We start from the raw sequence: 23,420 nt of genomic DNA, 5'->3' as shown, positions 1-23,420 counted from the left end.
AAAAGGAAGTGATGATTGTGCCGGAATTACCAGAAGTTGAAACGGTCCGGCGCACTCTGACCGGTCTTGTGAAGGGGAAAACGATTGAATCGGCGGATATCAGATGGCCGAATATCATCAAAAAACCCGCCGAGCCGGAGGAATTCGCGCGGCAGATTGCAGGAGAAACAATCCGATCCATCGGAAGAAGAGGAAAGTTTTTGCTTTTCCATCTGGATCATTATGTCATGGTGTCCCACCTTCGGATGGAGGGGAAATACGGTCTTCATCAGGCCGATGAGCCTGACGATAAACATGTGCACGTCGTGTTTCACATGACGGACGGAACACAGCTCCGCTACCGGGATGTCCGGAAATTCGGCACGATGCATTTGTTTGCGCCGGGAGAGGAACAGAATGCATTACCGCTTTCACAGCTCGGGCCCGAACCCGATGATGAAGCATTTACCGCTGCTTATTTAAAAGAGCGGCTTGCAAAAACGAACCGCGCGGTGAAAACAGCCCTGCTCGACCAAAAAGCGGTCGTCGGCCTCGGCAATATTTATGTCGATGAAGCTTTATTCCGGGCGCGTATTCATCCTGAGACAAAAGCGAACAGTCTGTCAGACGGGCAGATAAAAACGCTTCATACAGAAATTAAAGACACCCTTCAGGAAGCGATTGACGCGGGCGGGAGCACCGTCCGGTCTTATATCAATTCTCAAGGGGAGATCGGAATGTTTCAGCTCAAACATTACGTATACGGCAAAAAGGATGAACCGTGCAAAACGTGCGGCACGATGATTTCTAAAATCGTGGTCGGCGGAAGAGGGACGCATTTTTGCGCCCGCTGCCAAAAAAAATCATAAACTGAAGCGATTCAAGCAAGCGGCAGCAGAATGACTTTTTTCTAACACAGTTGATGACCTTTCTCCATATATATATTGTGATTCACCCAATAGGCATATGTCACAATTGCCGATCAAGAGAAAGGGAGAAACGGATATGGAGATTGTTTCTTTGCTGCTTTTGGCTTTTGCTGTCAGCTTGGACAGTTTTTCAGTCGGGTTTACGTATGGTTTGAGAAAAATGAAAATCCCGTTCAAAGCGATTGCCGTGATCGCTTGCTGTTCAGCCTCTGTGATGTTTATATCCATGCTGATCGGCCATTTTCTGACAAAGATTTTTCCCGTATCCGTCACGGAAAAACTGGGCGGACTGATCTTAATCGGAATCGGGGCATGGGTCATCTGGCAATTTTTCAAACCGGCTAAAGAGCCGGATTACTTATTGCATGAAAAAACGTTACTTAATCTTGAAGTGAAATCGCTCGGCATCGTCATTCATATTTTGAAAAAACCGACCAGCGCCGATATTGATCAATCCGGAACCATTAACGGAGTCGAGGCGCTTCTGCTCGGTATCGCCTTATCCATTGACGCGTTTGGCGCCGGGCTGGGAGCGGCCATTCTCGGCTTTTCTCCGGTTATGATGAGCGTGACTGTCGGGCTGATGAGCTCGCTGTTTGTTTCACTCGGCATAAACGCGGGGCATTTGCTCTCAAGATGGAATTGGATAGATAAAATGACATTTTTGCCGGGAGTCCTGCTGATTATCATCGGGATTTGGAAAATGTAAGAAGGAGTGGGCTTTTTGAGCTTGGTCATCGGTTTAACGGGAGGCATCGCAAGCGGCAAAAGCACAGTAGCGCGTATGCTGATCGACAAAAAAATAACAGTCATTGATGCGGATGTCATCGCAAAACAGGCGGTGGAAAAAGGAATGCCGGCTTACGGACAAATTGTGGAGGCATTCGGAAAAGACATCCTGCTGGAAAATGGCGGTATTGACAGAAAAAAACTCGGTTCTATCGTTTTTACTGACGAACAGAAGCGTCTGAAGCTGAATCAGATCGTTCATCCGGCGGTGCGTGCGGAAATGCTGAAACAGCGGGATGAAGCCGTTGCACGAAAAGAGCAGTTCGTCGTTTTGGATATACCGCTTTTGTATGAAAGCGGGCTTGATTATCTTGTCGGCAAGGTGCTCGTCGTCACCGTACCGGCAGACATTCAGCTCAAACGGCTGATGGAGCGGAATTCCCTTACAGAAGAAGAAGCGATGAGCCGGATAACGTCGCAAATGCCTTTAGCGAACAAAACAAAAAAAGCTGACGCCGTCATTGATAACAGCGGCAGTCTTGAACATACAAAGCACCAGCTTGAGGAAGTATTGAGCGGCTGGGCATAAACAAACACCGTTCGGAAAGCCGAACGGTGTTTTTCTGGTTAAAAATCAAAATTGTCAGGGTCAGGACCGACACGGAGATTTTCGTTCAGATCATCAATCCGCTTCATATCGTCAGCTGACAGTTCGAAATCAAAGACATTTGCATTTTCTTCAATACGGTGTTTTTTAGTTGATTTCGGAATGGTGATGACACCGTTTTGCAAATCCCAGCGCAAAATCACTTGAGCGGCTGATTTGCCGTACTTCTCAGCGATCTCTTGTAAGACGGGGTGATCAAGCAGCTGCCCTTGCATCAATGGCGACCACGCTTCAAGCTGAATGCCTTGTTCAGTGCAGAAAGCAAGCAGTTCTTTCTGTGTCAGACGCGGATGGTACTCCACCTGGTTGATCATCGGCTTGATTTCCGTTTCTTTCATGAGATGTTTCAGATGGTGAATTTGGAAATTGCTGACCCCGATCGCCTTAATGCGTCCATCTCGGTAGAGGGTTTCGAGCGCCCGCCATGCATCGATGTACTTTCCCTCGACAGGCCAATGGATCAAATATAAATCCAAATAATCTAAACCGAGTTTTTCTAAGCTTGTGTCAAACGCTTTTAACGTTTCTTCATATCCTAAATCGGCATTCCATACTTTTGACGTGACAAAAATGTCTTCACGTTTTAATCCCGCTTCTTGCAGCCCTTGGCGGATGCCTTCGCCGACACCTTCTTCGTTTCCGTAAATCGCGGCGGTATCGACGCTGCGATAGCCGTGCACCAATGCTGTTTTCACCGCGTTGACGAGTTCCGCGCCTTCCTCTACTTTGAAAACTCCGATGCCGAACCAAGGCATCTCTACTCCGTTATGCAATGTTGCTTTTGCTTGTAAATGTGTTGTCATGTATATATTCCTCCTATTAGTTGTCTGTTGAAACAATCAAAATGCGCTGAAGAAAAACTCACCTCCTTTCAAGGGCAGTGCGGTCCCGCTTTTCAAGCTTCCTGCTCCATCCGGTTAATACGACCGCGCTGAGCACCATCAGCGCCCCGATCCAAGCGGTATGAATGATTCCGATTGAGTCTGTAATGATTCCGCCGGCAAACGAGCCGATCGCGATTCCGGCATTGAATGCCGCGATATTTAAGGCTGATGCTGTATCAACGGCGCTTGGCGCAAAACGTTCACTCAGCATCACGACATATACCTGAAGCCCCGGCACATTCATAAACGCCAACAGCCCCATGAAAATAATGGTGATCAGCCCGGCTGTTTTAAACGGCGCGGTAAAAGTCAGAACAAACAGCACAGCAGCCTGGACAATGAACATATAAAACAAGGCTTTCAGCGGATTCCGGTTTGATAAACGGCCGCCAATCATGTTTCCGATGGCAATCGCAATTCCGTAAATGAGCAGGATGGCCGCGACGGTTTCTTTCTGAAAACCGGTTACCTCCTGAAGAAGCGGAGATAAATACGTAAACACGACAAACGTTCCGCCGTAGCCTAACGCGGTAATAATAAATAAAAGCAATAATCGGCCGTTTGTGACGAGTTTGACCTGCTCGGAAAATGCGGTTTTCGTCCCTTTGCGCAAATGTGACGGAACGAGAAGCGCGTTTGTGAGGAATGCAATGATTCCTACCGCCACAATGACGGCAAATGCGATTCTCCATCCGAATTGCTGGCCGAGATAGGTGCCGAACGGAACGCCGGTCACCGTAGCCACCGTCAGCCCCGTAAACATAATGGAAATCGCGCTTGCTCTTTTATGCTCCGGCACGATATTGGCGGCGATTGTTGCCCCGATTGACATGAAAATGCCGTGGGAAAACGCCGAAATGACCCGTGCCGCCAGTAAGACGCCGATTGAGGAAGCACTCGCTGCGAGTGTATTTCCGGCGATAAAAATTAACATCACCCAGAGCAGCAGCGTTTTCCGCGACATGCCGGATGTGAGAGACGTTAAAACCGGCGCGCCGAATGTCACGCCCAGAGCATACATGGAAACGGTAAGTCCCGCCGTTGTCACAGGTATATGCAGATCTTGAGATATAAGCGGCAGCAGCCCGACGCTGATAAATTCGGTTGTGCCGATCGCAAAAGCGCTGACGGCTAATGCCAGCAGCGCTGGTAAATAGCTTTGGCGATGTGAAGACATCTGTTTTCCTCCTTGAACGATAATGTATGGTTGAAATGATGCCGGGTAAACGATATAAGTATAAGAGTACATTCCTTTTCAGCCGGCAAATGTCATTATGATCGATAGAAGTGTCATTGAAAAGAACGTACTTTTAAGTGCCATAGGCACTTTTTAGTTCCTATAGATGAGGAGGAATTACCGTTGCTGAAGAAAAAATACAATATATCCGTAGAAGCGGCGCTTGAAGTGATCGGCGGAAAATGGAAGTGTGTGATCCTCTGCCACCTCATGCGCGGGAAAAAACGGACAAGCGAATTGAAGCGGCTTATGCCGGACATCACCCAGAAGATGCTGACACAGCAATTGCGGGAGCTGGAAGCTGACGGCGTCATCAACCGGATCGTGTACAATCAGGTGCCGCCGAAAGTGGAATACGAGCTGAGTGAATACGGGCACAGTCTGGAAAGAATTTTAAACGCGCTGTGCGACTGGGGCGCGATGCATATTGCTAAACGGTACGGCGAGGTGTCTTCCGTTTTAGAGGACAGCATTTTAAATGACAAATTTAAAGAACCGGGACAAATATAAGAAAAAAGCAGGCAGCCTGAGACGCTGATCCTGCTTTTTTTATGGAAGAAAGATCATTTTATACGCAAAAAAACCGATTGAACAACATATTGATCGGTATAAGGGTGGATTTTTATCAAGTTGTACTGGCGGATTTCTTTTAATGTGTTATACTATATATAAATAAAGGTAAATTAGAGTGGCATATTAAAAAGGGGTGACCTGAGCATGAAGGTAAAAGTAGCAATCAACGGGTTTGGAAGAATCGGAAGAATGGTGTTCAGAAAAGCAATGGAAGATGATCAAATTCAAATAACAGCCATTAATGCAAGCTATCCCCCGGAAACGCTTGCTCATTTGATAAAGTATGACACAATTCACGGCAAATACGATCAAGAAGTTGAGACCTCCGACGACAGTCTGATCGTCAACGGAAAACATATTATGCTGTTCAATCGCCGGGACCCGAGAGAGCTTCCGTGGAAAGAATGCGGAATAGACATCGTCGTAGAGGCAACGGGGAAATTTAATTCAAAAGAAAAAGCAATGAGCCATATTGAAGCAGGGGCGAAAAAAGTTATTTTAACGGCTCCGGGCAAAAATGAAGACGTTACCATTGTCATGGGAGTAAATGAAGAGCAATTCAATCCCGATGAACATGTCATTATTTCAAATGCATCCTGCACGACAAACTGTCTTGCGCCGGTCGTCAAAGTGCTTGATCAGGAATTCGGGATTGAAAGCGGCCTGATGACGACTGTTCACGCTTACACGAATGATCAAAAAAATATCGACAATCCGCATAAAGATCTGCGGAGGGCGAGAGCGTGCGGAGAATCCATCATTCCGACTTCTACAGGCGCCGCCAAAGCGCTGTCGCTCGTGCTGCCTCATTTGAAAGGAAAACTTCACGGTCTCGCTTTGCGTGTTCCCGTTCCGAATGTGTCATTAGTGGACCTTGTCTGCGATCTGAAAACAGATGTGTCGGCCGAGCAAGTGAACGCCGCTTTCCAAAGAGCCGCAAAAACGTCGATGTACGGAATTCTTGATTATTCGGATGAGCCGCTCGTTTCTTCGGATTATAATACGAATTCACACTCTGCGATCATCGACGGACTGACAACGATAGTGATGGAAGACCGAAAAGTAAAGGTGCTCGCCTGGTATGACAATGAATGGGGATATTCCTGCCGGGTCGTTGATCTTATCCGTCACGTCGCCGCGCGAATGAAACACCCGTCAGCTGTGTAGACTAAAGATCATGGACATTTGTTAGAAAAAAACCCTTAACGGCATATTCGCAAAAAACACACCTTGCAAAATAAACTTAAACACAGTATACTATCTTTCGTGAACTTCTTGCTCGTGACTGCTTCGGAATTACTTAAAGGGTTAGGACCTCTCCGGACTAACTTTCCCCCGTGGTAAATGGCCGGGTCAGTTCTCGGAAATTCACTTTTTTAATTCTTGTTAAGGGGGGTCCATGATTATGGAAACAATGGGGCGTCACGTCATCTCCGAGCTGTGGGGATGCGATTTTGATAAGCTCAATGACATGGATTTTATTGAAAAAACGTTTGTAAATGCTGCTTTGAAATCAGGAGCTGAGGTGCGCGAGGTCGCATTTCACAAATTTGCACCGCAAGGCGTAAGCGGAGTCGTTATTATCTCTGAGTCACATTTAACGATTCACAGTTTTCCTGAACACGGATATGCAAGCATTGATGTTTATACTTGTGGAGACCTGGATCCTAATGTGGCTGCGGATTACATTGCGGACGCATTACATGCAGATACAAGAGAAAACATTGAAATACCGAGAGGAATGGGGCCTGTACAGATTAAACAGGCACAAGCGAAAGTACTGTAATTTTCAAAACGCAAACACAAGGGAGCTAAGCTGAAAAAGCCATTACGCGCTTTGAAGCTGATGCTCCTTTTCTAATGTAAAAAAACAGCATTGCTTTTTCTTTAAGCATTTTTTTTGTAAAATAGAAAAGATAAGGCCGGTCTATCGGCTCTCCCAACAAATAGGCTCATCCTAGAAACGTTGGCGGGCATTTACCGGAAGCTTGCGAACCGCATTACAGCAACGAAACAGATGGGAGCTGATCCAATTTGAAATGTCCTTCATGCCAGCATAACGGTTCCCGCGTACTTGATTCACGGCCTGCGGACGAAGGGAAATCAATCCGCAGAAGGCGGGAATGCGAAGCCTGCCATTACCGCTTCACTACATTTGAGAAGTTTGAAGAGATGCCTCTGATCGTCGTGAAAAAAGAAGGCGTCCGGGAAGAATTCAGCCGTGAAAAAATGCTGCGCGGGTTAATTAAAGCTTGTGAAAAAAGGCCCGTTCCTTTAAAAACATTGGAAGACATGTGCTTTGACATTGAAAAAGAGCTGAGAAACCAAGGTGTATCTGAAGTCAAAAGCGAACTTGTCGGAGAAATGGTAATGGACCGTCTGGCAAAAATCGATGAGGTGTCTTATGTCCGCTTTGCCTCCGTCTACCGGCAGTTTAAGGATATAAACGTGTTTATCGATGAATTGAAAGATTTAATAAAGAAAGAACGCTGAGAGAGCTAAGAGATTGTGTCTGGCTCTTTTCTCATGAGCAAAATTGGCATTTGATAGATCGCAGAAACGGTGTAAAATGAGAGTAGAAACATATCGGAAGGTTTGAGAATCATGGCTGACTATTGGAATGACGTATTGCCTGTAGATCCTTATACGGTCAAAAGCCGTTCGCTTCTTCAGGATGTCGACAGACAGGTTTTGACACATCTGTACCAGCCGCTGATCGGTTCTTTTGCATTCTCCCTTTATATGACCTTATGGGGGGAGCTTGAGCAGAACCGCTTGTGGGGAGCGGAATCCACGCACAGGCAGCTGATGGGCATGATGCAGTCAAATTTAAAAAAGATTCATCATGAACAGGGAAAGCTTGAAGGAATCGGGCTGCTGAAAGTGTATATCCGGGAGTCCGAGCAAAAAGAGCGGATGTTTATTTATGAGCTGCTGCCCCCGCTCAGACCGAATGATTTTTTTGAAGACGGCATGCTGAATGTCTTTCTTTATAACAGAGTCGGTAAAACGAAATACCAGCAGCTGAGACAATTTTACACGCATCCTTCCGTCGGCGCGGACGCAAGGGAAATTACCCGTCCTTTTAATCACGCTTTTGCCTCTTTTCAGCCGAGTGAATGGAAAATGACGCCTGATATGGAAGAGGCGATGAAGCTACCCGAGGACTATGAGACGGCGTCTGTCGGACAAGCGCCTTCCTATACGGTGACGGAGGAAGTGTTTGATTTTGAGCTTTTCATGGCGGGACTGTCAGAAACGATGATACCGCGCAAATCAATCACGCAGGACGTGCGTGAGAGCATTAAAAAGCTTTCATATTTATACGGAATAGATCCTATCTCCATGCAGCACGTCGTCATGACCGCAATTAATGAACAGGATACGATAACGGCCGAAGCGCTGAGGAAAGCGGCCAGCGACTGGTACCAAATTGAAAGAAGCGGGAAGCTTCCGGAACTGATTGATAAAACACAGCCTGTCACCTTGAGAGAAAACCGGACGGAAAAGGACGATTCATTGAACGGCGAACTCATCGCACAGCTTGAGACCATATCACCGAGAAAGCTTCTTCAGGACATTGCGGACGGGACCGAGCCGTCAAAAGCCGACTTGCAGATTATCGCCGATATTATGTTCGAACAAAAGCTTGAGCCCGGCGTCACCAATGTGCTGATTTATTATGTCATGCTGAAAACGGATATGAAGCTGTCCAAAAACTATATCCAAAAAATCGCCGCCCACTGGGCCAGAAAGAAAGTCAAAACGGTACGGGAAGCAATGAAGCTCGCAATAGAAGAGCACAGGCAATACCTTGATTGGGCGGACGGCAAAACAAACGGCGCGGCGCGCGGCAAAAAAACCGTCCGGGAAGAAAAGCGCCCTGATTGGATGAAAGAAGAAGAAACCGGGAAGAAACAAGAACAGCCGGCTCTTTCCGCGCAGGATCTTGAAGAACAGAAGAAAAAAATGATGGAAGAAATGAAAAAACTGAAAAAATACTCTGCCTATTGAGACAGAGAAGCGGGGTGATATTGAATGGAACCGATCAGCCGATCCTTAGAAGGCGTGACGAAAAGACCTGACTTTCAAAAACGCCTGGAACGAATGCAGCAGCAAGTCATGGCCGACGAAGACGTCCAGGCTTTTTTGAAGGAACAGAAAGATGTAATCAATCAAAGCATGATTGACAGAGGGTTAAATAAACTGTACGAATTCGTTCAGCAAAGCAAACAGTGCGCCTTCTGCTCGAAAGACAGCCGGACGAACAGCCTGCTTGAAGGCTATCATCCGAAGCTTGTGATCAACGGGCGTTCCATTGATATTGAATATTACGAATGTCCGGAAAAGAGAAAGCTCGACCGCCAGAAAAGGCAAAAGTCCCTGATGAAGAGCATGTATATCCAGCAGGATCTTCTCGGCGCGACGTTTCAGCAGATCGACATTACCGATCCGAGCAGAGTCGGCATCTTCCAGCATGTGACGGATTTTCTGAAGAGCTATAATGAAACGGGAAAAGGCAAAGGGCTGTATCTGTACGGAAAATTCGGAATCGGAAAGACATTTATTTTAGCCGCCATTGCCAACGAGCTGGCCGAAAAAGAGTATTCATCAATGATCGTATATGTTCCCGAATTTGTCAGAGAGCTGAAAAACTCGCTCCAGGATCAGTCGTTGGAGGCGAAACTGAATATGGTGAAAACGACGCCCGTACTGATGCTTGATGACATCGGGGCGGAGTCAATGACAAGCTGGGTCAGGGATGAGGTCATCGGCACCGTGCTTCAGCACAGAATGAGCCAGCAGCTTCCCACTTTCTTCTCGTCTAATTTTTCACCAGACGAGCTGAAGCATCATTTTACGTATTCACAGCGGGGAGAAAAGGAAGAAGTAAAAGCGGCAAGACTGATGGAGCGGATTTTATATTTGGCTTCGCCCGTCCGTCTTGACGGGGAAAACCGCCGCCGTTCATGATGCCGGCGTCCAATGGGAAGGATTTGAGGGAATGAGGAATAAGAAGGCTGTCACTTGGGCTGCGGCTGCGGCGGGAGCGGGCCTTTTGCTGTGGGCAAACCGCAAATATCTGAATCTGTCGCCTAAGGAGATCCGGCTGTGGGTGTTATCGTTCGGTGTTTTTGCGCCGCTTGTGTTTATCGGAATTTCCATCGTCAGGCCTTTTGTGCTGTTTCCCGTATCAATCGTTTCCGTCGCCGGAGGATTGGCGTTCGGGCCGTTTTTCGGCACCGTGTATACACTGGCGGGCTCAATGGGCGCTGCCGCCGCGTCTTTTTTTGCGGCGGGGCTGTTTGCCTTTAATGAGAAAAGCCGTCATGGAAAAATGGAAGCCATTCAAAAGCAGATGAAAACCAATGGCTTCTTTTATATTTTTATCCTGCGCATTCTGCCTGTTAACTTTGATGTGATCAGCTATGCCGCGGGCCTATCGAAAGTCAGGCCGGTGACGTATTTTTTGGCGACCGCAGCGGGCATTATTCCGGGGACGATCGTCCTGAATGTGCTCGGCGCGAGCTTTATGTCCGGAAATGTGCTGACCGTACTCGGCGTGATCTGTCTTTACATCGTATTTTTATCGCTTCCCGTTATATTTAAAAAGAAGGTGCGCCATTTGTTCGGCGGTGAAAGCTAACCTTTACGTCTATTTTAAAAACATCCCCCATATACTTGTAACAGATGCCGTAAGGGGGGACAAATATGCTTGAAGTGATCTTTGAAGATGACCACGATACCGCTGCTTTTTTACATCTCATTCAGCAATCGGACGACCGGAGACATTTTATTGTCCGTGAAGGCATAAAAAAAGTCGGAATCGCAAGGTCTGAAACGGCTTTTTGCGTTCAGCGCTTTATTGAGCCGATACTTGTCAGGTTTTTTTTGGAATGCAAAGAAGACGAGCATATGCTTTCGCTTATTGAGGACGCATACTGCTTCACCGATCAGGATGAACAGCAGCAAATCCTTCAGCTTGCACACAGCATTATGGAAGGAGAGCTTGAGGATCATCCGTTCGAGCCGAAGAAAGAGCCGCGCACACAGTTTATTTCAGATGCGCTCCGGACGATTTCACTTGATGCGGGTGTTTTTTCCGTGCGTTCGTTTCAGACGTTCCGGCTCGGCAGGTATTATGAGCGGCTCAGAGAATACGCGGAGGCTGCGATAGATGAATATCGGATGGAACAGGAATATCAAAACTTTATCCAGTCTCTGAGAGATTATGTGACATCCAATCCGCCGCGGATGAAGAAAGTCCGCATCGTACATGACCGGGCTTTTACGCTGTGGGAGCTGCGCTATTTGTCAGAACGGGAACAGAAAAAATACATAGACAGACGGTTTGTGCGGGAGCACCCGATGTATATAGATTCCCATCTCCTTGCGCCGCTGATCTCCATTGCGCCTGAGACGGTAGAACTGTATACGGACAAACCGGAGCATATGATGTCCAGAACGATTCAAAACGTGTTTCAGGAGAGGGTGCGCCTTTTTCCGCTGGGCGCGTTTGCAGCCGAGAAGACGGAAGGATAGCCGCACGGACGGCCTTGTGTAAGCGGCAGGGCTGTCTGTGCGAAATCAGACGGAAAACCGAGTTGCATTTTTCTCACAGACATTTTATAATACATAAAAGATTAATGATTGCTACACGTATTGATAAGGACATGAAGCATTGATACCGGCTTTATAAGAGAGGAGAGCCCAGGCTGAAAGCTTTCCAGCTATGGATCATTGACTTTACCGCCTTTGAACTTCAGCTGTGAACGCCGGAAGAAGCGCCAGTAATAGCTGACGGGAGCTCCCGTTACAGAGTTTAGAGCCGCAGGTGCCGAAACAATCGGCCGTGCGGAAAAAAGGGTGGAACCACGATTCCGTTTATTTAACCTCGTCCCTTTCATAGGGGGCGGGGTTTTTGATTTGCATAAAAAAAGGAGTGACGAAGATGTCAGATATGATCAACATCACATTTCCGGACGGAGCGGTAAAGGAATTTCCGAAAGGAACAACAACAGAAGATATCGCGGCATCCATCAGTCCGGGATTAAAGAAAAAGTCTTTAGCCGGAAAACTGAACGGACAGGAAATTGATTTAAGAACGCCGATTCAAGAGGATGGTGCCGTAGAAATCATTACAGAAGGCACAGAAGAAGGCTTGAACATCATGCGGCACAGCACGGCGCATTTATTGGCCCAGGCGATTAAACGCATTTATAAAGATGTGAAATTCGGTGTCGGCCCCGTCATTGAAAACGGGTTCTATTATGACGTTGAAATGGAGCAGGCGCTGACGCCGGATGACCTTCCGAAGATTGAAAAAGAAATGAAACGCATCGTCGGTGAAAATCTGCCGATTATCCGAAAAGAAGTGAGCCGTGATGAAGCAAAAGCCATGTTTGCGGAAATCGGCGATAATCTGAAGCTTGAACTGCTGGATGCCATCCCAGAAGACGAAACGGTCTCCATTTATGAGCAGGGCGAATTTTTTGACCTGTGCCGCGGCGTGCACGTGCCGTCTACAGGCAAAATTAAAGAATTTAAGCTGCTGAGCCTTGCGGGCGCATACTGGCGCGGCGACAGCAAAAACCAAATGCTTCAGCGCATTTACGGCACGGCCTTCTTTAAAAAGGATGACCTGAAAGAGCATTTGCGGATGCTTGAAGAAGCGAAAGAGCGCGACCACCGAAAACTGGGCAAAGAATTAAAATTGTTCGCCAACTCTCAAAAAGTCGGACAAGGCCTGCCGCTCTGGCTGCCGAAAGGCGCAACCATCCGCCGCGTGATCGAGCGCTACATTGTGGATAAAGAGCTGAGCCTCGGTTATGAGCACGTCTATACGCCTGTTCTCGGAAGCAAAGACCTGTACGAAACATCAGGGCACTGGGAACATTATCAGGAGGGCATGTTCCCGCCGATGGAAATGGACAATGAAACACTCGTGCTCCGTCCGATGAACTGTCCTCACCATATGATGATTTACAAACAGGACATTCACAGCTACCGCGAGCTTCCGATCCGCATCGCAGAGCTCGGAACGATGCATCGATATGAAATGTCCGGGGCGCTTTCAGGTCTTCAGCGCGTACGCGGCATGACGTTAAATGACGCGCACATTTTCGTCCGCCCTGACCAGATTAAAGAAGAATTCATCCGCACGGTCCGTTTGATTCAAGACGTATACGAAGACTTCGGCCTGAGTGATTACACATTCCGCCTGTCTTACCGCGATCCTGAAGACACGGAAAAATATTTTGATGATGATGAGATGTGGAACAAAGCGCAATCCATGCTGAAGGCGGCAATGGACGAAATCGGCCATGACTATTATGAAGCGGAAGGCGAAGCGGCGTTTTACGGCCCTAAGCTTGACGTGCAGGTGAAAACGGCGATCGGCAAAGAAGAGACATTGTCAACTGTACAGCTTGACTTCCTTCTTCCGGAACGCTTTGATCTCACTTACGTCGGAGAAGACGGCAAACAGCACCGTCCTGTCGTTATTCACCGCGGCGTCGTGTCAACGATGGAGCGTTTCGTTGCTTTCTTAATCGAAGAGCACAAAGGCGCCCTTCCGACATGGCTTGCGCCTGTGCAATTCCAAGTCATTCCTGTATCACCGTCCGTGCATCTTGACTATGCGAAAAAAGTGCAGGAGCGCCTGCAGCGTGAAGGCCTGCGTGTCGAGCTTGACAGCCGGGACGAGAAAATCGGCTATAAAATCCGTGAAGCGCAAATGCAAAAAATCCCGTACATGCTTGTGGTCGGTGACCAAGAAGCGGAAAACGGCGCGGTAAACGTCCGGAAATACGGCGAGCAGAAATCAGAAACCGTCTCATTGGACGATTTTGTGAAAAAGGCTGTAGCCGAAGCGAAAAAATAACCGGAAATACAAAAAACCCCGTTCATTCAGAATGGGGTTTTTTTGCGTATAACATTATCTTTCTTTTTGTTTCTCTATAATCGCAAACAGCTCGTGAAGATCGCTGATCACGTAATCAGGGGCAATGTCCGTATCATTTTTCTTTTGCGTCCGGTTTACCCAGACTGTCGTAATGCCTGCCCGTTTCGCTCCCAATATATCAGTATTGAGGTTATCTCCGACCATAATGGCGTCTTCTTTTTTCAGGTTCAGGAGGCCGAGGCAATGTTCGAATATGGAGGCATCGGGTTTCCCTTTTCCGAAAGCGCCTGAGATGACGATTTCATTAAAATAAGGCGCGAGCTCAGGAACGCCGGCGAGTTTTTCTTTCTGCAGGCTGGGGTCGCCGTTTGTCAGCAGAAGCAATTCATAAACACCTTTCAGCTTATCAAGCACTGCAAACGTTTCATCATACACGTACGGACGCTGTCTGCGTTCCGCCGCGAAAAACCCCGCCAAATATTCGCCGTAAGCCGCATCGTCTATACCGACGCTTTTTAAGCCGTTCGTCCAGGCGTTTCGTCTGTATTCCGGCGCAATCCGATTCAGCTGTTTAAATCCTTCGCTGACCGGCTCGGAAAAATTCGCCCACAATCCTTCAAACGGATTAATGCCGATCATGACCGTATAAGGATAGGTTTCGTATGACATATACAATTCCCGTGCCGCTTTCCGAACCGCCTCTTCAAATGTATGCGGGTCAAGGCCATATTTTTTTTCCGCTTGTAAACATGTTTCCCTGAATGTTGTTCTGACGCTTTTTTCATCCCATAACAGTGTATCGTCCAAATCAAAAAATACGGCTTTCATGATCTTCTCCTCTTTGTTATATTCTGAAACTCTCTGCCGCAAGGCTCCCGTTTATTCTACAATAGATATATAGACTGTGAAAGATTTGTTTTCAGATGATTTGAAAAAAACAGGCAGGTTTGTGTCAGATTCTGTCTCAGGCTCTAAAACGTGATAAAATAAAATTTGAAAGAACAGGTGAAAAGTATGCTGCATTTGATCATCATGATGCTGGAAAGAGTCGGAATTATCGTCATATTGGGATTTGTTCTGGCTCATACCAGATTGTTCAGACAGGCGCTCCAGCAGCCTGAGAGCTATAAAGGCAAAGCGGTGCTGATTTCAATTTTCTCGCTGTTCAGTATCATCAGCAACTATACGGGAATAGAAATTCAGCGGAATACAATCATGAATAATGACTGGGTGTTTCAAATTAATCCGTCCGGTTCAATTGCCAATACAAGAATTATGGGCGTTGAAATCGGCGGACTCTTAGGCGGCCCGTATGTGGGAATCGGCGTCGGCATACTGGCCGGCCTGCATCGTTTATCACTCGGCGGCGCGACCGCAGTCAGCTGTGCCGTCTCATCCGTTTTAGCGGGCATTTTGTCCGGCTGGATCGGACGGTATTTCAGAAAACGCTATGCGATGCCGACACCGCGGGTGGCCGCGCTTGTCGGACTCGGGATGGAATCGCTGCAAATGCTGCTCATTCTCTTGATGGCCAAGCCGTTTTCTGATGCTTGGACGCTTGTGAGCATCATCGGCATCCCGATGATATTGGTAAACGGGTCAGGGACTTTTATTTTTCTTTCGATCATTCAGTCGATTATCCGGAAGGAAGAACGGGCGAGAGCCCTTGAAACCCACAGGGTGCTGATGATTGCCGATCAGACGCTTCCGTTTTTCCGCCAGGGGCTGAATGAAAGCTCATGCAAAAGCGTCGCCGCCATCATTCACAGGCAAACAGGAACGGACGCGGTATCGCTTACGGATAACGAAAAGATTTTGGCGCACGTCGGCGCGGGTGCCGACCATCATATTCCGTCTGAAAGCCTGATCACCGGGTTGTCAAAACGCGTCATTAAAACGGGTCATATTATGAAAGCGACATCAAAGGCAGAAATTGAATGCACGCACGATCCCTGTCCGCTGCATGCGGCGATCGTATTGCCGCTGACGTCAAACGGCAAAACGATCGGGACGCTGAAAATGTACTTTAAAAGCCCGTCAGGTTTAAGCCGGGTTGAAGAAGAGCTTGCAGAAGGACTAGCCATGCTGTTTTCCACCCAGCTTGAACTCGGCGAGGCGGAACTGCAGAGCAAATTGCTGAAAGACGCAGAAATAAAGGCGCTTCAAGCACAGGTCAATCCGCATTTTCTGTTTAATGCGATCAATACGATTTCTGCTCTTTGCCGTACGGATGTGGAAAAAACCCGAAAGCTTCTGCTGCAGCTCAGCGTCTATTTCCGTTCCAATCTGCAGGGGGCAAGGCAGCTGCTCATCCCGCTTTCTAAAGAACTGAACCATCTGCAGGCATATTTATCATTGGAGCAGGCCCGTTTTCCCGGGAAATATAAAATCAGCCTTGAGATCGAACGCGGTTTGGAGGACATCGAAATTCCTCCTTTTGTGCTGCAGATCCTCGTCGAAAATGCGCTCCGCCATGCATTTTCAAGAAAGCAGGACAGCTGTGCCGTCAATGTCAGCGTGGTATCCGCCGGTCAGTCGGTTTTAATGCGGGTTGGAGATAACGGGCGGGGAATTGATCCGGAATTGCTGTCCGTGCTCGGAAACCGTCCGCTCCCGTCTAAAGAAGGGACGGGAACCGCGCTTTACAATTTAAATCAGCGGCTGATCGGGCTGTTCGGCCCCAAAGCAGCCCTGCGATTGGAAAGTGAGGCCGGCAAAGGTACGGACGTATCATTTGAGCTGCCTTTGAAACTGATGACTAAAGGAGAAGAACATGCTGAAGGTGTTAATCGTTGATGATGAAATGCTGGCAAGAGATGAATTAGCTTATTTGCTGAAACGGACGAATGAAGTAAGTGACATAAACGAAGCAGAAAATATTGAATCCGCTTTTGACAGTATGATGGATCAAAAACCGGATCTGCTGTTTTTGGACGTTGATTTGTCAGGAGAAAACGGATTTGACATTGCCAAACGGCTGAAAAACATGAAAAATCCGCCGGCCGTCGTTTTTGCGACGGCGTATGACCAATTTGCTTTAAAAGCCTTTGAAGTCGACGCACTCGATTATTTAACGAAGCCTTTTGATGAAGAAAGAGTGCGCCAGACGATCAGAAAGTTTAAAAGAGTGAAGCAGGACAGGGCAGGAGCCGTCTCAGAGCAGCCGTCCGCAGCCGGAGCGCATAAACTGGCTGTATCAGCCGGTGAATCTATTGTCATTTTAGATACGAAGGACATTATTTTCGCCGGCATGGAGGACGGACACGTTTCTGTCAAAACGTTTGCCGCGTCTTATTCCGTTCATGAAACTTTGGCGGTCATTGAGAAAAAACTGCCTGATACGGGTTTCTTGAGAGTGCACCGCGCGTTCATCGTGAATACGGAGCATATTACGGAAATTCATCCGTGGTTTAATTCGACGTACAATCTTATCTTAAAAGACGGCTCTAAAATTCCCGTCAGCCGTACATACGCCAAGGACTTAAAAAAGCTGCTTCATATTATATGAGGCGGCTTTTGCATTTCAGCAGCCGTTTTTTGCATTTCAGAATGAATATTCAGCCGTTTGTTATGAAAGCGCTTTAAAAGGCGATTTCTCTTTTATAATGGACCTAACAAAGAGAAAGAGGTGAAGAAAATGAGTGCGAAAAAAGTGTACGGATTTCTGACACAAGCATTTATTTTTGCCGTAATTATGCTCATATCTAATGGGATTGCAGCGATTGTCCCCATTCCTATACCCGCTTCCGTAGTAGGTTTGGTGTTATTATTTGTCCTCTTATGCCTGAAAGTGATTAAGCTTGAACAAGTAGAAACGCTGGGAACATCATTAACGTCACTGATCGGATTTTTATTTGTCCCGTCGGGCATCTCCGTGATGAATTCACTTGGCGTCATGCAGCAGTACGGCGTGCAGATCGCACTCGTCATCTTACTCGCCACCATCATTCTGTTAGGGGCCACGGGCCTTTTTTCTCAGCTGATCTTGTCTGCCAGCCAAAAACGTCAGAAGACTGCTCCTGAAAAACAAACGGTGCGCCGTTCCAATCAGGAAAAAGAACTTGTGCATCATTAGGAGGGAAATCGGATGAGTCCATATTTCGGTATTGTCGTTTCACTTGCGGCCTTTGGCATCGGCACGTATTTATTTAAAAAAACGAGAGGCTTTTTCCTCTTCACCCCGCTGTTTGTCGCGATGGTGCTTGGAATCCTTTTTCTGAAGCTCGGCGGTTTTTCATATGAAGATTATAAAAGCGGGGGGGACATTATTAAATTCTTCCTGGAGCCCGCGACGATCGCTTTTGCCATCCCTTTATACAAACAGCGTGACAAACTGAAAAAATACTGGTGGCAGATCATGTCTTCTATCATTGTCGGCTCTATCTGCTCAGTGACGATTGTCTATTTGATCGCAAAAGGCATTCATCTTGACGCGGCCGTTATGAAAAGCATGCTTCCGCAGGCGGCGACAACGGCAATTGCCCTTCCGCTGTCAAAAGGAATCGGCGGCATCACCGATATCACCGCTTTCGCCGTCATTTTCAACGCCGTTATCGTCTATGCTCTGGGCGCTCTATTCTTAAAACTGTTTAAAGTAAAGCACCCAATCTCAAAAGGACTGGCTCTGGGCACATCAGGACACGCACTCGGTGTTGCGGTCGGTATTGAGATGGGGGAAGTAGAAGCGGCAATGGCAAGTATCGCGGTTGTCGTCGTGGGAGTGGTGACGGTGCTGGTCATTCCGGTATTCGTTCAGCTCATCGGAGGATAAACCCGGTTCATAGACCCGGGTTTTTTATTGTGTGGCGCGTCCGCGGGCGGCAAAGAACGAAATTTCACATTTTTCCTTGCGCTCGCCCCGGCATCGTGTTAAAATGAAAAAGTTGATCCGGAGAAGTCATTCTTGACTAATGATCCGGTATTGTGTAGAATAGTTATTGAATTGAATATAAATCACAAGCAGAGGCACCCGCTTCTCACCTGATTGACACATTCATGTAGTTGGCAGGTTGACCGTACATTTTTATTTATGCAGATGTTCGTAGTGTGGGTGTGTTGTCATGCCCGCACTTTTTGTTTGCCTGCAGAATGCAGTCAAAAAGCGTTGTGAATCAATTCGAAGAAACTATGGAGGTGGCTCATTATTAGCAAAGATCAATTGGTTAATGAGGGTATCCGTGCACGTGAAGTTCGTCTGATCGGACAAAATGGCGATCAGCTCGGCATCAAGTCCCGTCAGGAAGCACTTGAAATCGCCGGCCGCGCAAATCTTGACCTTGTGTTAGTTGCAGCAAATGCAAAACCGCCTGTCTGCCGCATCATGGACTACGGTAAGTTCAGATTCGAGCAGCAGAAAAAGGACAAAGAAGCACGCAAAAATCAAAAAATCATTAACTTAAAAGAAGTTAGATTAAGTCCGACGATCGATGAGCATGACTTTAACACGAAATTGCGCAATGCGATTAAATTCCTTGAAAAAGGCGATAAAGTGAAAGCTTCTATCCGCTTTAAAGGGCGCGCAATCACTCATAAAGAAATCGGCCAGCGCGTATTGGACCGTTTCTCTGAAGCATGTGCGGAAGTTGCGACAGTCGAAACAAAACCAAAAATGGACGGCCGCAGCATGTTCTTAATGCTCGCGCCGAAAAACGAAAAGCAATAAGGAGGAAATCCCATGCCAAAAATGAAAACTCACCGCGGATCTGCTAAACGTTTTAAAAAGACAGGTTCTGGGAAGTTAAAACGTTCTCATGCATACACAAGTCACTTATTCGCCAACAAATCCCAAAAGCAAAAGCGTAAGCTTCGCAAGGGTGCTATTGTAAGCGCAGGAGACTTCAAACGCATCAAACAACAGCTTGCTAACATCAAGTAATCGGACAAGGAACAATTAGGAGGGAAATATAATGCCAAGAGTAAAAGGCGGAACTGTGTCGCGTCAGCGTCGTAAAAAGGTTCTTAAATTAGCAAAAGGTTATTTCGGTTCAAAACATAGATTATACAAAGTAGCAAACCAGCAGGTCATGAAATCAGGAAACTATGCATTCCGTGACCGCCGTCAGAAAAAACGTGATTTCCGTAAGCTTTGGATCACTCGTATCAACGCTGCTGCACGTATGAACGGTCTTTCTTACAGCCGTTTAATGCACGGTCTTAAGCTTTCAGGCATCGAAGTAAACCGCAAAATGCTTGCTGATCTTGCTGTAAACGATCTTACTGCTTTCAATCAGCTTGCTGATGCTGCTAAAGCTCAGTTAGACAAGTAAGTTGAAAAAGCCGCTCTCTTTCCGGGAGCGGTTTTTTTACGTAAAGGGTGACAATCAATGGCTCTCTTCATTTACGCCGTATTGATAAACGGATACGGCTTTTGGATCATGGGCGCTGATAAAAGAAGAGCAAAGGCACACCGGTGGAGAATATCAGAGAAACGAATATGGCTCACAGCCGCCATGTTCGGCTCACTCGGCGTATGGATCGGCATGCGCACCTTCAGGCATAAGACGAAACACAAATCCTTTTTATACGGGGTGCCGCTGCTTTTTCTCACTGAAGCCGCCCTTGTGCTGATGTATTTGATGTATAAAACATAAAAAGCAGGAGAGCTTATCGCTCGCCTGCTTTTTTCGCTTTTTTGATGGGCTGGTCCCAATCAATCTTGCAATTCGGGTACCGCTCCAATACCTTTTTTTCGACTTCTTCAAAATCACCTGCAGAAAAGCGGTTCAGCTTTTCCGGATTTTCGGTCCATACAAATATCGTATGAATAAACAGCGGATGATCTTTGGAAGGGATATGCTTTTCTCCTTCAAAGAGCACTCCTTTATAAGTAAGCTGGAGATTTTTTCGCGTGTTTTTCTGTTCGTCAATAAAATAAAAATTCTCTTTTGATTGCGCCAGTCTGAGCCTTCTTTTCGGGTTTGCGTAAAATTTGACGCACATGTAAATAAAATAAATAAGAAGTGCAAGCAAGACAATCCTCAATACTGTAATGGCCATATGTGTGAAGGCACCTCCTCACCTTTGTCATGATCTGATGTAATACGAAAAACAAAACAAAAGGTTTCATTTTTTTAAAAGAAATAGATAAAAACATTTACCCGTTTTTCAGGCGAATTAATCGTATGCTTCAGCATTGGTTTTGTATAATAAGAAGGGTAGTGAAAAAAAGGAGGTTTATTGATGACAAAATTAGATGAAACGCTCACCATGCTGAAAGCGTTAACGGATGCAAAAGGGATACCGGGAAATGAGAGAGAAGTAAGACAAGTGATGAAATCATACATAGAACCATTTGCCGATGACGTCACAACAGACCGGCTGGGAAGCTTAATCGCCAAAAAAACCGGCAAAGAAAACGGTCCGAAAATCATGATCTCAGGGCATTTAGACGAAGTCGGTTTTATGGTGACGCAAATCACTGATAAAGGCTTTCTCCGCTTTCAAACCGTCGGCGGCTGGTGGTCTCAGGTCATGCTGGCCCAGCGCGTCACCGTCGTGACAAAAAAAGGGGACATCACGGGGATCATCGGTTCGAAACCGCCTCACATTCTGCCTCCTGACGCAAGAAAAAAAGCCGCCGATATTAAAGAGATGTTCATCGATATCGGGGCGTCCAGCCGTGAAGAAGCAATGGAATGGGGCGTTCTTCCGGGTGACCAGATTGTGCCGTATTTTGAATTTACAGTGATGAACAATGAAAAGCATTTATTGGCGAAAGCATGGGACAACCGTATCGGCTGTGCGATTGCCATCGATGTATTAAAAAATCTGAAAAACAGTGATCACCCCAATGAAGTATACGGGGTCGGAACGGTTCAAGAAGAAGTCGGGCTGCGCGGGGCGAAAACAGCGGCACATACGATCCAGCCTGATATCGCGTTCGGTGTGGATGTCGGAATTGCCGGAGATACACCGGGAATTTCTGAAAAAGAGGCGCAAAGCAAAATCGGCGAAGGGCCGCAAATTATTCTGTATGACGCGTCAATGGTATCTCACAAAGGGCTGCGCGACCTTGTCGTGAACACGGCGGAAGAAGCGGGAATTCCTTATCAATTCGATTCCATTGCCGGAGGGGGCACGGATTCAGGTTCCATTCATTTAACCGCAAACGGAGTGCCGGCGCTGTCCATTACGATCGCGACGCGCTACATTCACACTCATGCCGCTATTTTGCATCGGGATGATTATGAGAATACGGTAAAATTGATCACAGAAGTGATTAAAAAATTAGACCGGGAAACAGTTGACCGTATTACTTACCAATAAAGATACGGAAGAATCTGCTTTTTTAAGCAGATTCTTTTTTTTGTCTGTACAAATATGAGCCTTGCGTCTACAATAAGAGAAGACATAGAAAAATCTGACAACATGTTTTTGAAAGCGCTTTAAAAAAGGGGAGGGTTTACAAATGAAAAACAGATTCAGACGCATGATCCGCTTCTCGTGCGCAGCCGTTACAGCCGGGCTGCTGCTGATGTCTTCATCTCCGGCATCTGCCGCGTTTTGGGGGGCATCAAATGAATTGCTTCACGATCCGACAATGGCGAAGGAAGGAAACACGTGGTACGCTTTCGGAACCGGTTTGGAAGGGGAGAGGGGGCTTCGCGTCTTAAAGGCGGGCAGCGGCGGCGTATGGACCGTTCAGAAATCAATCTTTACTTCCCCGCTGTCATGGTGGGGCAATTATGTGCCGAATTACGGGCTGAATCAATGGGCCCCCGATGTTCAATATTATAACGGAAAGTATTGGCTGTATTATGCCGTTTCTTCATTCGGCAAAAATACCTCCGCGATCGGTCTTGCATCATCTACAAGCCTCAGTTCGGGAAACTGGAAGGACGAAGGGCTCGTCATCCGTTCAACAAGCGCCAATAACTACAATGCAATTGATCCGGAGCTGACAATTGATAAAGACGGAAACCCTTGGCTTGCCTTCGGTTCTTTTTGGAGCGGCATTAAGCTGACAAAGCTTGATAAAAATACAATGAAACCGACGGGATCACTTTATTCCATCGCTGCCAGACCGAATAACGGCGGAGCTTTGGAAGCGCCGGCCATCACCTACCAGAACGGCTACTATTACTTAATGGTGTCGTTTGATAAATGCTGTTCAGGCGTGAATAGTACGTACAAAATCGCTTATGGAAGATCCAAAAGCATCACCGGCCCATATCTCGATAAAAGCGGGAAAAGCATGTCAGAAGGCGGAGGGACGATTCTTGACTCCGGCAATGACCGCTGGAAAGGCCCGGGCGGTCAAGACATTGTGAACGGGAATATTTTAGTGCGTCATGCGTATGATGCCGAAAACAGCGGAATTCCGAAGATGCTCATCAATGATATCGATTGGAGTTCAGGCTGGCCTTCCTATTAATTGATCAGCCGGGCATGTGTGTCCGGCTTTTTTACTTGCAATAAAAGATTGACAGTTTGATTCCTCCTTAACTATAATAAAATTGTTCGTACAAATAAAAGGATGAAAGTTTTGTAGTTTATATTCGTACGTATATTTTTTTAA

At 46.9% G+C, this 23,420-nt stretch carries 26 protein-coding genes and 1 other annotated feature; of the genes, 22 read left to right on the top strand and 4 right to left on the bottom strand.

Annotated features, from left to right (window positions below; genetic code table 11):
* Nucleotides 1-17: 17 nt before the first annotated feature.
* From mutM to coaE, 3 genes are all read left to right on the top strand, one after another.
* Nucleotides 18-848, top strand: a complete 831-nt coding sequence (mutM, locus tag RUW00_RS17725) for a DNA-formamidopyrimidine glycosylase (protein WP_025285093.1) — start codon at nucleotides 18-20, stop codon at nucleotides 846-848.
* 136 nt (nucleotides 849-984) lie between these two features.
* Nucleotides 985-1,617 carry a sporulation membrane protein YtaF gene (gene ytaF, locus RUW00_RS17720; RefSeq protein WP_003152461.1) on the top strand — a complete coding sequence of 211 codons (633 nt, stop codon included), beginning with the start codon at nucleotides 985-987 and terminating at the stop codon, nucleotides 1,615-1,617.
* Nucleotides 1,618-1,632: 15 nt separating this feature from the next.
* Nucleotides 1,633-2,226, top strand: coding sequence for a dephospho-CoA kinase (gene coaE, locus RUW00_RS17715; protein ID WP_280145376.1), 594 nt, complete (start codon nucleotides 1,633-1,635; stop codon nucleotides 2,224-2,226).
* 38 nt (nucleotides 2,227-2,264) lie between these two features.
* Here coaE and RUW00_RS17710 read toward each other — a convergent pair whose 3' ends face one another.
* Together RUW00_RS17710 and RUW00_RS17705 are read right to left on the bottom strand one after the other, a co-directional pair.
* Nucleotides 2,265-3,107 carry an aldo/keto reductase gene (locus tag RUW00_RS17710; RefSeq protein WP_003152464.1) on the bottom strand — a complete coding sequence of 281 codons (843 nt, stop codon included), beginning with the start codon at nucleotides 3,105-3,107 and terminating at the stop codon, nucleotides 2,265-2,267.
* A gap of 58 nt (nucleotides 3,108-3,165) precedes the next feature.
* On the bottom strand, nucleotides 3,166-4,365 hold the full coding sequence (locus tag RUW00_RS17705; protein WP_014305559.1) for an MFS transporter: 1,200 nt from the start codon (nucleotides 4,363-4,365) through the stop codon (nucleotides 3,166-3,168).
* Nucleotides 4,366-4,548: 183 nt separating this feature from the next.
* On the opposite strand from RUW00_RS17705, the gene RUW00_RS17700 reads away from it, so the two are divergent.
* The 9 genes from RUW00_RS17700 to thrS all read left to right on the top strand — a co-directional run bounded on the left by RUW00_RS17700 (nucleotide 4,549) and on the right by thrS (nucleotide 13,882).
* Nucleotides 4,549-4,935, top strand: a complete 387-nt coding sequence (locus tag RUW00_RS17700; protein WP_003152469.1) for a winged helix-turn-helix transcriptional regulator — start codon at nucleotides 4,549-4,551, stop codon at nucleotides 4,933-4,935.
* A 207-nt stretch (nucleotides 4,936-5,142) separates the two neighbouring features.
* Nucleotides 5,143-6,165: a glyceraldehyde-3-phosphate dehydrogenase gene (locus RUW00_RS17695; protein WP_014418609.1), complete on the top strand. Its 1,023-nt coding sequence runs from the start codon at nucleotides 5,143-5,145 to the stop codon at nucleotides 6,163-6,165.
* A gap of 238 nt (nucleotides 6,166-6,403) precedes the next feature.
* Nucleotides 6,404-6,784: an adenosylmethionine decarboxylase gene (speD, locus tag RUW00_RS17690; protein WP_003152471.1), complete on the top strand. Its 381-nt coding sequence runs from the start codon at nucleotides 6,404-6,406 to the stop codon at nucleotides 6,782-6,784.
* A gap of 248 nt (nucleotides 6,785-7,032) precedes the next feature.
* Nucleotides 7,033-7,491 carry a transcriptional regulator NrdR gene (gene nrdR, locus RUW00_RS17685; protein ID WP_003152473.1) on the top strand — a complete coding sequence of 153 codons (459 nt, stop codon included), beginning with the start codon at nucleotides 7,033-7,035 and terminating at the stop codon, nucleotides 7,489-7,491.
* Between the two features lie 111 nt (nucleotides 7,492-7,602).
* A complete protein-coding gene (gene dnaB / locus RUW00_RS17680) occupies nucleotides 7,603-9,012 on the top strand; it encodes a replicative helicase loading/DNA remodeling protein DnaB (RefSeq protein ID WP_014418608.1) in 1,410 nt (469 codons plus the stop codon).
* A 24-nt stretch (nucleotides 9,013-9,036) separates the two neighbouring features.
* Nucleotides 9,037-9,972: a primosomal protein DnaI gene (dnaI, locus tag RUW00_RS17675; protein WP_012118157.1), complete on the top strand. Its 936-nt coding sequence runs from the start codon at nucleotides 9,037-9,039 to the stop codon at nucleotides 9,970-9,972.
* Nucleotides 9,973-10,003: 31 nt separating this feature from the next.
* Nucleotides 10,004-10,645: a TVP38/TMEM64 family protein gene (locus RUW00_RS17670; protein WP_158185911.1), complete on the top strand. Its 642-nt coding sequence runs from the start codon at nucleotides 10,004-10,006 to the stop codon at nucleotides 10,643-10,645.
* 65 nt (nucleotides 10,646-10,710) lie between these two features.
* The gene (gene ytxC / locus RUW00_RS17665) at nucleotides 10,711-11,541 is read left to right on the top strand and encodes a putative sporulation protein YtxC (RefSeq protein WP_014418606.1); all 831 of its coding nucleotides are present in this window, start codon (nucleotides 10,711-10,713) and stop codon (nucleotides 11,539-11,541) included.
* A 409-nt stretch (nucleotides 11,542-11,950) separates the two neighbouring features.
* On the top strand, nucleotides 11,951-13,882 hold the full coding sequence (thrS, locus tag RUW00_RS17660; protein WP_007613029.1) for a threonine--tRNA ligase: 1,932 nt from the start codon (nucleotides 11,951-11,953) through the stop codon (nucleotides 13,880-13,882).
* Between the two features lie 54 nt (nucleotides 13,883-13,936).
* Here thrS and RUW00_RS17655 read toward each other — a convergent pair whose 3' ends face one another.
* Nucleotides 13,937-14,731 (bottom strand): HAD family hydrolase, encoded by a 795-nt coding sequence (locus tag RUW00_RS17655; RefSeq protein ID WP_280145375.1) that lies wholly within the window; start codon nucleotides 14,729-14,731, stop codon nucleotides 13,937-13,939.
* Nucleotides 14,732-14,917: 186 nt separating this feature from the next.
* Between RUW00_RS17655 and RUW00_RS17650 the strand changes: the two genes are divergently transcribed.
* From RUW00_RS17650 to RUW00_RS17615, 8 genes are all read left to right on the top strand, one after another.
* On the top strand, nucleotides 14,918-16,699 hold the full coding sequence (locus RUW00_RS17650; protein ID WP_017418328.1) for a sensor histidine kinase: 1,782 nt from the start codon (nucleotides 14,918-14,920) through the stop codon (nucleotides 16,697-16,699).
* A complete protein-coding gene (locus tag RUW00_RS17645; RefSeq protein ID WP_014418602.1) occupies nucleotides 16,677-17,411 on the top strand; it encodes a LytR/AlgR family response regulator transcription factor in 735 nt (244 codons plus the stop codon). The genes RUW00_RS17650 and RUW00_RS17645 overlap by 23 nt, the downstream gene beginning before the upstream one ends.
* A 129-nt stretch (nucleotides 17,412-17,540) precedes the next feature.
* A complete protein-coding gene (gene lrgA / locus RUW00_RS17640; RefSeq protein ID WP_280145374.1) occupies nucleotides 17,541-17,978 on the top strand; it encodes an antiholin-like murein hydrolase modulator LrgA in 438 nt (145 codons plus the stop codon).
* Between the two features lie 12 nt (nucleotides 17,979-17,990).
* Nucleotides 17,991-18,674 carry an antiholin-like protein LrgB gene (gene lrgB / locus RUW00_RS17635; protein ID WP_007408093.1) on the top strand — a complete coding sequence of 228 codons (684 nt, stop codon included), beginning with the start codon at nucleotides 17,991-17,993 and terminating at the stop codon, nucleotides 18,672-18,674.
* A gap of 180 nt (nucleotides 18,675-18,854) precedes the next feature.
* Nucleotides 18,855-18,985, top strand: a sequence feature (ribosomal protein L20 leader region).
* 58 nt (nucleotides 18,986-19,043) lie between these two features.
* Entirely contained in the window at nucleotides 19,044-19,565 is a 522-nt protein-coding gene (infC, locus tag RUW00_RS17630; protein WP_071543361.1) for a translation initiation factor IF-3, read from the top strand.
* A gap of 12 nt (nucleotides 19,566-19,577) precedes the next feature.
* Entirely contained in the window at nucleotides 19,578-19,778 is a 201-nt protein-coding gene (rpmI, locus tag RUW00_RS17625; protein ID WP_003152493.1) for a 50S ribosomal protein L35, read from the top strand.
* Nucleotides 19,779-19,809: 31 nt separating this feature from the next.
* The gene (gene rplT / locus RUW00_RS17620; RefSeq protein WP_007613019.1) at nucleotides 19,810-20,169 is read left to right on the top strand and encodes a 50S ribosomal protein L20; all 360 of its coding nucleotides are present in this window, start codon (nucleotides 19,810-19,812) and stop codon (nucleotides 20,167-20,169) included.
* A 57-nt stretch (nucleotides 20,170-20,226) separates the two neighbouring features.
* On the top strand, nucleotides 20,227-20,493 hold the full coding sequence (locus RUW00_RS17615) for a DUF1294 domain-containing protein (protein WP_007613018.1): 267 nt from the start codon (nucleotides 20,227-20,229) through the stop codon (nucleotides 20,491-20,493).
* Nucleotides 20,494-20,506: 13 nt separating this feature from the next.
* Here the strand turns inward: RUW00_RS17615 and RUW00_RS17610 are convergent, their stop codons facing one another.
* On the bottom strand, nucleotides 20,507-20,899 hold the full coding sequence (locus RUW00_RS17610) for a hypothetical protein (RefSeq protein ID WP_003152498.1): 393 nt from the start codon (nucleotides 20,897-20,899) through the stop codon (nucleotides 20,507-20,509).
* 183 nt (nucleotides 20,900-21,082) lie between these two features.
* Between RUW00_RS17610 and RUW00_RS17605 the strand changes: the two genes are divergently transcribed.
* Nucleotides 21,083-22,168: a M42 family metallopeptidase gene (locus RUW00_RS17605; RefSeq protein WP_007408096.1), complete on the top strand. Its 1,086-nt coding sequence runs from the start codon at nucleotides 21,083-21,085 to the stop codon at nucleotides 22,166-22,168.
* 142 nt (nucleotides 22,169-22,310) lie between these two features.
* Nucleotides 22,311-23,276, top strand: coding sequence for an arabinan endo-1,5-alpha-L-arabinosidase AbnA (gene abnA, locus RUW00_RS17600; protein WP_280145373.1), 966 nt, complete (start codon nucleotides 22,311-22,313; stop codon nucleotides 23,274-23,276).
* Nucleotides 23,277-23,420: the final 144 nt, after the last annotated feature.

The organism is Bacillus sp. IS1 (genome assembly GCF_032461585.1).
Taxonomy (GTDB): Bacteria; Bacillota; Bacilli; order Bacillales; family Bacillaceae; genus Bacillus; species Bacillus velezensis.
The sequence above is the reverse complement of the archived record's forward strand: the minus strand, read 5'-3'. Positions and strand labels throughout refer to the sequence as shown.

What these genes read in the sequence shown, in the direction of transcription:
- ytaF (WP_003152461.1), top strand. Translation starts at nt 985, where the DNA reads ATGGAGATTGTTTCTTTGCTGCTTTTGGCTTTTGCTGTCAGCTTGGAC.
- RUW00_RS17710 (WP_003152464.1), bottom strand. Translation starts at nt 3,107, where the DNA reads ATGACAACACATTTACAAGCAAAAGCAACATTGCATAACGGAGTAGAG.
- RUW00_RS17705 (WP_014305559.1), bottom strand. Translation starts at nt 4,365, where the DNA reads ATGTCTTCACATCGCCAAAGCTATTTACCAGCGCTGCTGGCATTAGCC.
- RUW00_RS17695 (WP_014418609.1), top strand. Translation starts at nt 5,143, where the DNA reads ATGAAGGTAAAAGTAGCAATCAACGGGTTTGGAAGAATCGGAAGAATG.
- speD (WP_003152471.1), top strand. Translation starts at nt 6,404, where the DNA reads ATGGAAACAATGGGGCGTCACGTCATCTCCGAGCTGTGGGGATGCGAT.
- dnaB (WP_014418608.1), top strand. Translation starts at nt 7,603, where the DNA reads ATGGCTGACTATTGGAATGACGTATTGCCTGTAGATCCTTATACGGTC.
- dnaI (WP_012118157.1), top strand. Translation starts at nt 9,037, where the DNA reads ATGGAACCGATCAGCCGATCCTTAGAAGGCGTGACGAAAAGACCTGAC.
- RUW00_RS17670 (WP_158185911.1), top strand. Translation starts at nt 10,004, where the DNA reads ATGAGGAATAAGAAGGCTGTCACTTGGGCTGCGGCTGCGGCGGGAGCG.
- ytxC (WP_014418606.1), top strand. Translation starts at nt 10,711, where the DNA reads ATGCTTGAAGTGATCTTTGAAGATGACCACGATACCGCTGCTTTTTTA.
- thrS (WP_007613029.1), top strand. Translation starts at nt 11,951, where the DNA reads ATGTCAGATATGATCAACATCACATTTCCGGACGGAGCGGTAAAGGAA.
- RUW00_RS17655 (WP_280145375.1), bottom strand. Translation starts at nt 14,731, where the DNA reads ATGAAAGCCGTATTTTTTGATTTGGACGATACACTGTTATGGGATGAA.
- RUW00_RS17650 (WP_017418328.1), top strand. Translation starts at nt 14,918, where the DNA reads ATGCTGCATTTGATCATCATGATGCTGGAAAGAGTCGGAATTATCGTC.
- RUW00_RS17645 (WP_014418602.1), top strand. Translation starts at nt 16,677, where the DNA reads ATGCTGAAGGTGTTAATCGTTGATGATGAAATGCTGGCAAGAGATGAA.
- lrgA (WP_280145374.1), top strand. Translation starts at nt 17,541, where the DNA reads ATGAGTGCGAAAAAAGTGTACGGATTTCTGACACAAGCATTTATTTTT.
- lrgB (WP_007408093.1), top strand. Translation starts at nt 17,991, where the DNA reads ATGAGTCCATATTTCGGTATTGTCGTTTCACTTGCGGCCTTTGGCATC.
- rpmI (WP_003152493.1), top strand. Translation starts at nt 19,578, where the DNA reads ATGCCAAAAATGAAAACTCACCGCGGATCTGCTAAACGTTTTAAAAAG.
- rplT (WP_007613019.1), top strand. Translation starts at nt 19,810, where the DNA reads ATGCCAAGAGTAAAAGGCGGAACTGTGTCGCGTCAGCGTCGTAAAAAG.
- RUW00_RS17615 (WP_007613018.1), top strand. Translation starts at nt 20,227, where the DNA reads ATGGCTCTCTTCATTTACGCCGTATTGATAAACGGATACGGCTTTTGG.
- RUW00_RS17610 (WP_003152498.1), bottom strand. Translation starts at nt 20,899, where the DNA reads ATGGCCATTACAGTATTGAGGATTGTCTTGCTTGCACTTCTTATTTAT.
- RUW00_RS17605 (WP_007408096.1), top strand. Translation starts at nt 21,083, where the DNA reads ATGACAAAATTAGATGAAACGCTCACCATGCTGAAAGCGTTAACGGAT.
- abnA (WP_280145373.1), top strand. Translation starts at nt 22,311, where the DNA reads ATGAAAAACAGATTCAGACGCATGATCCGCTTCTCGTGCGCAGCCGTT.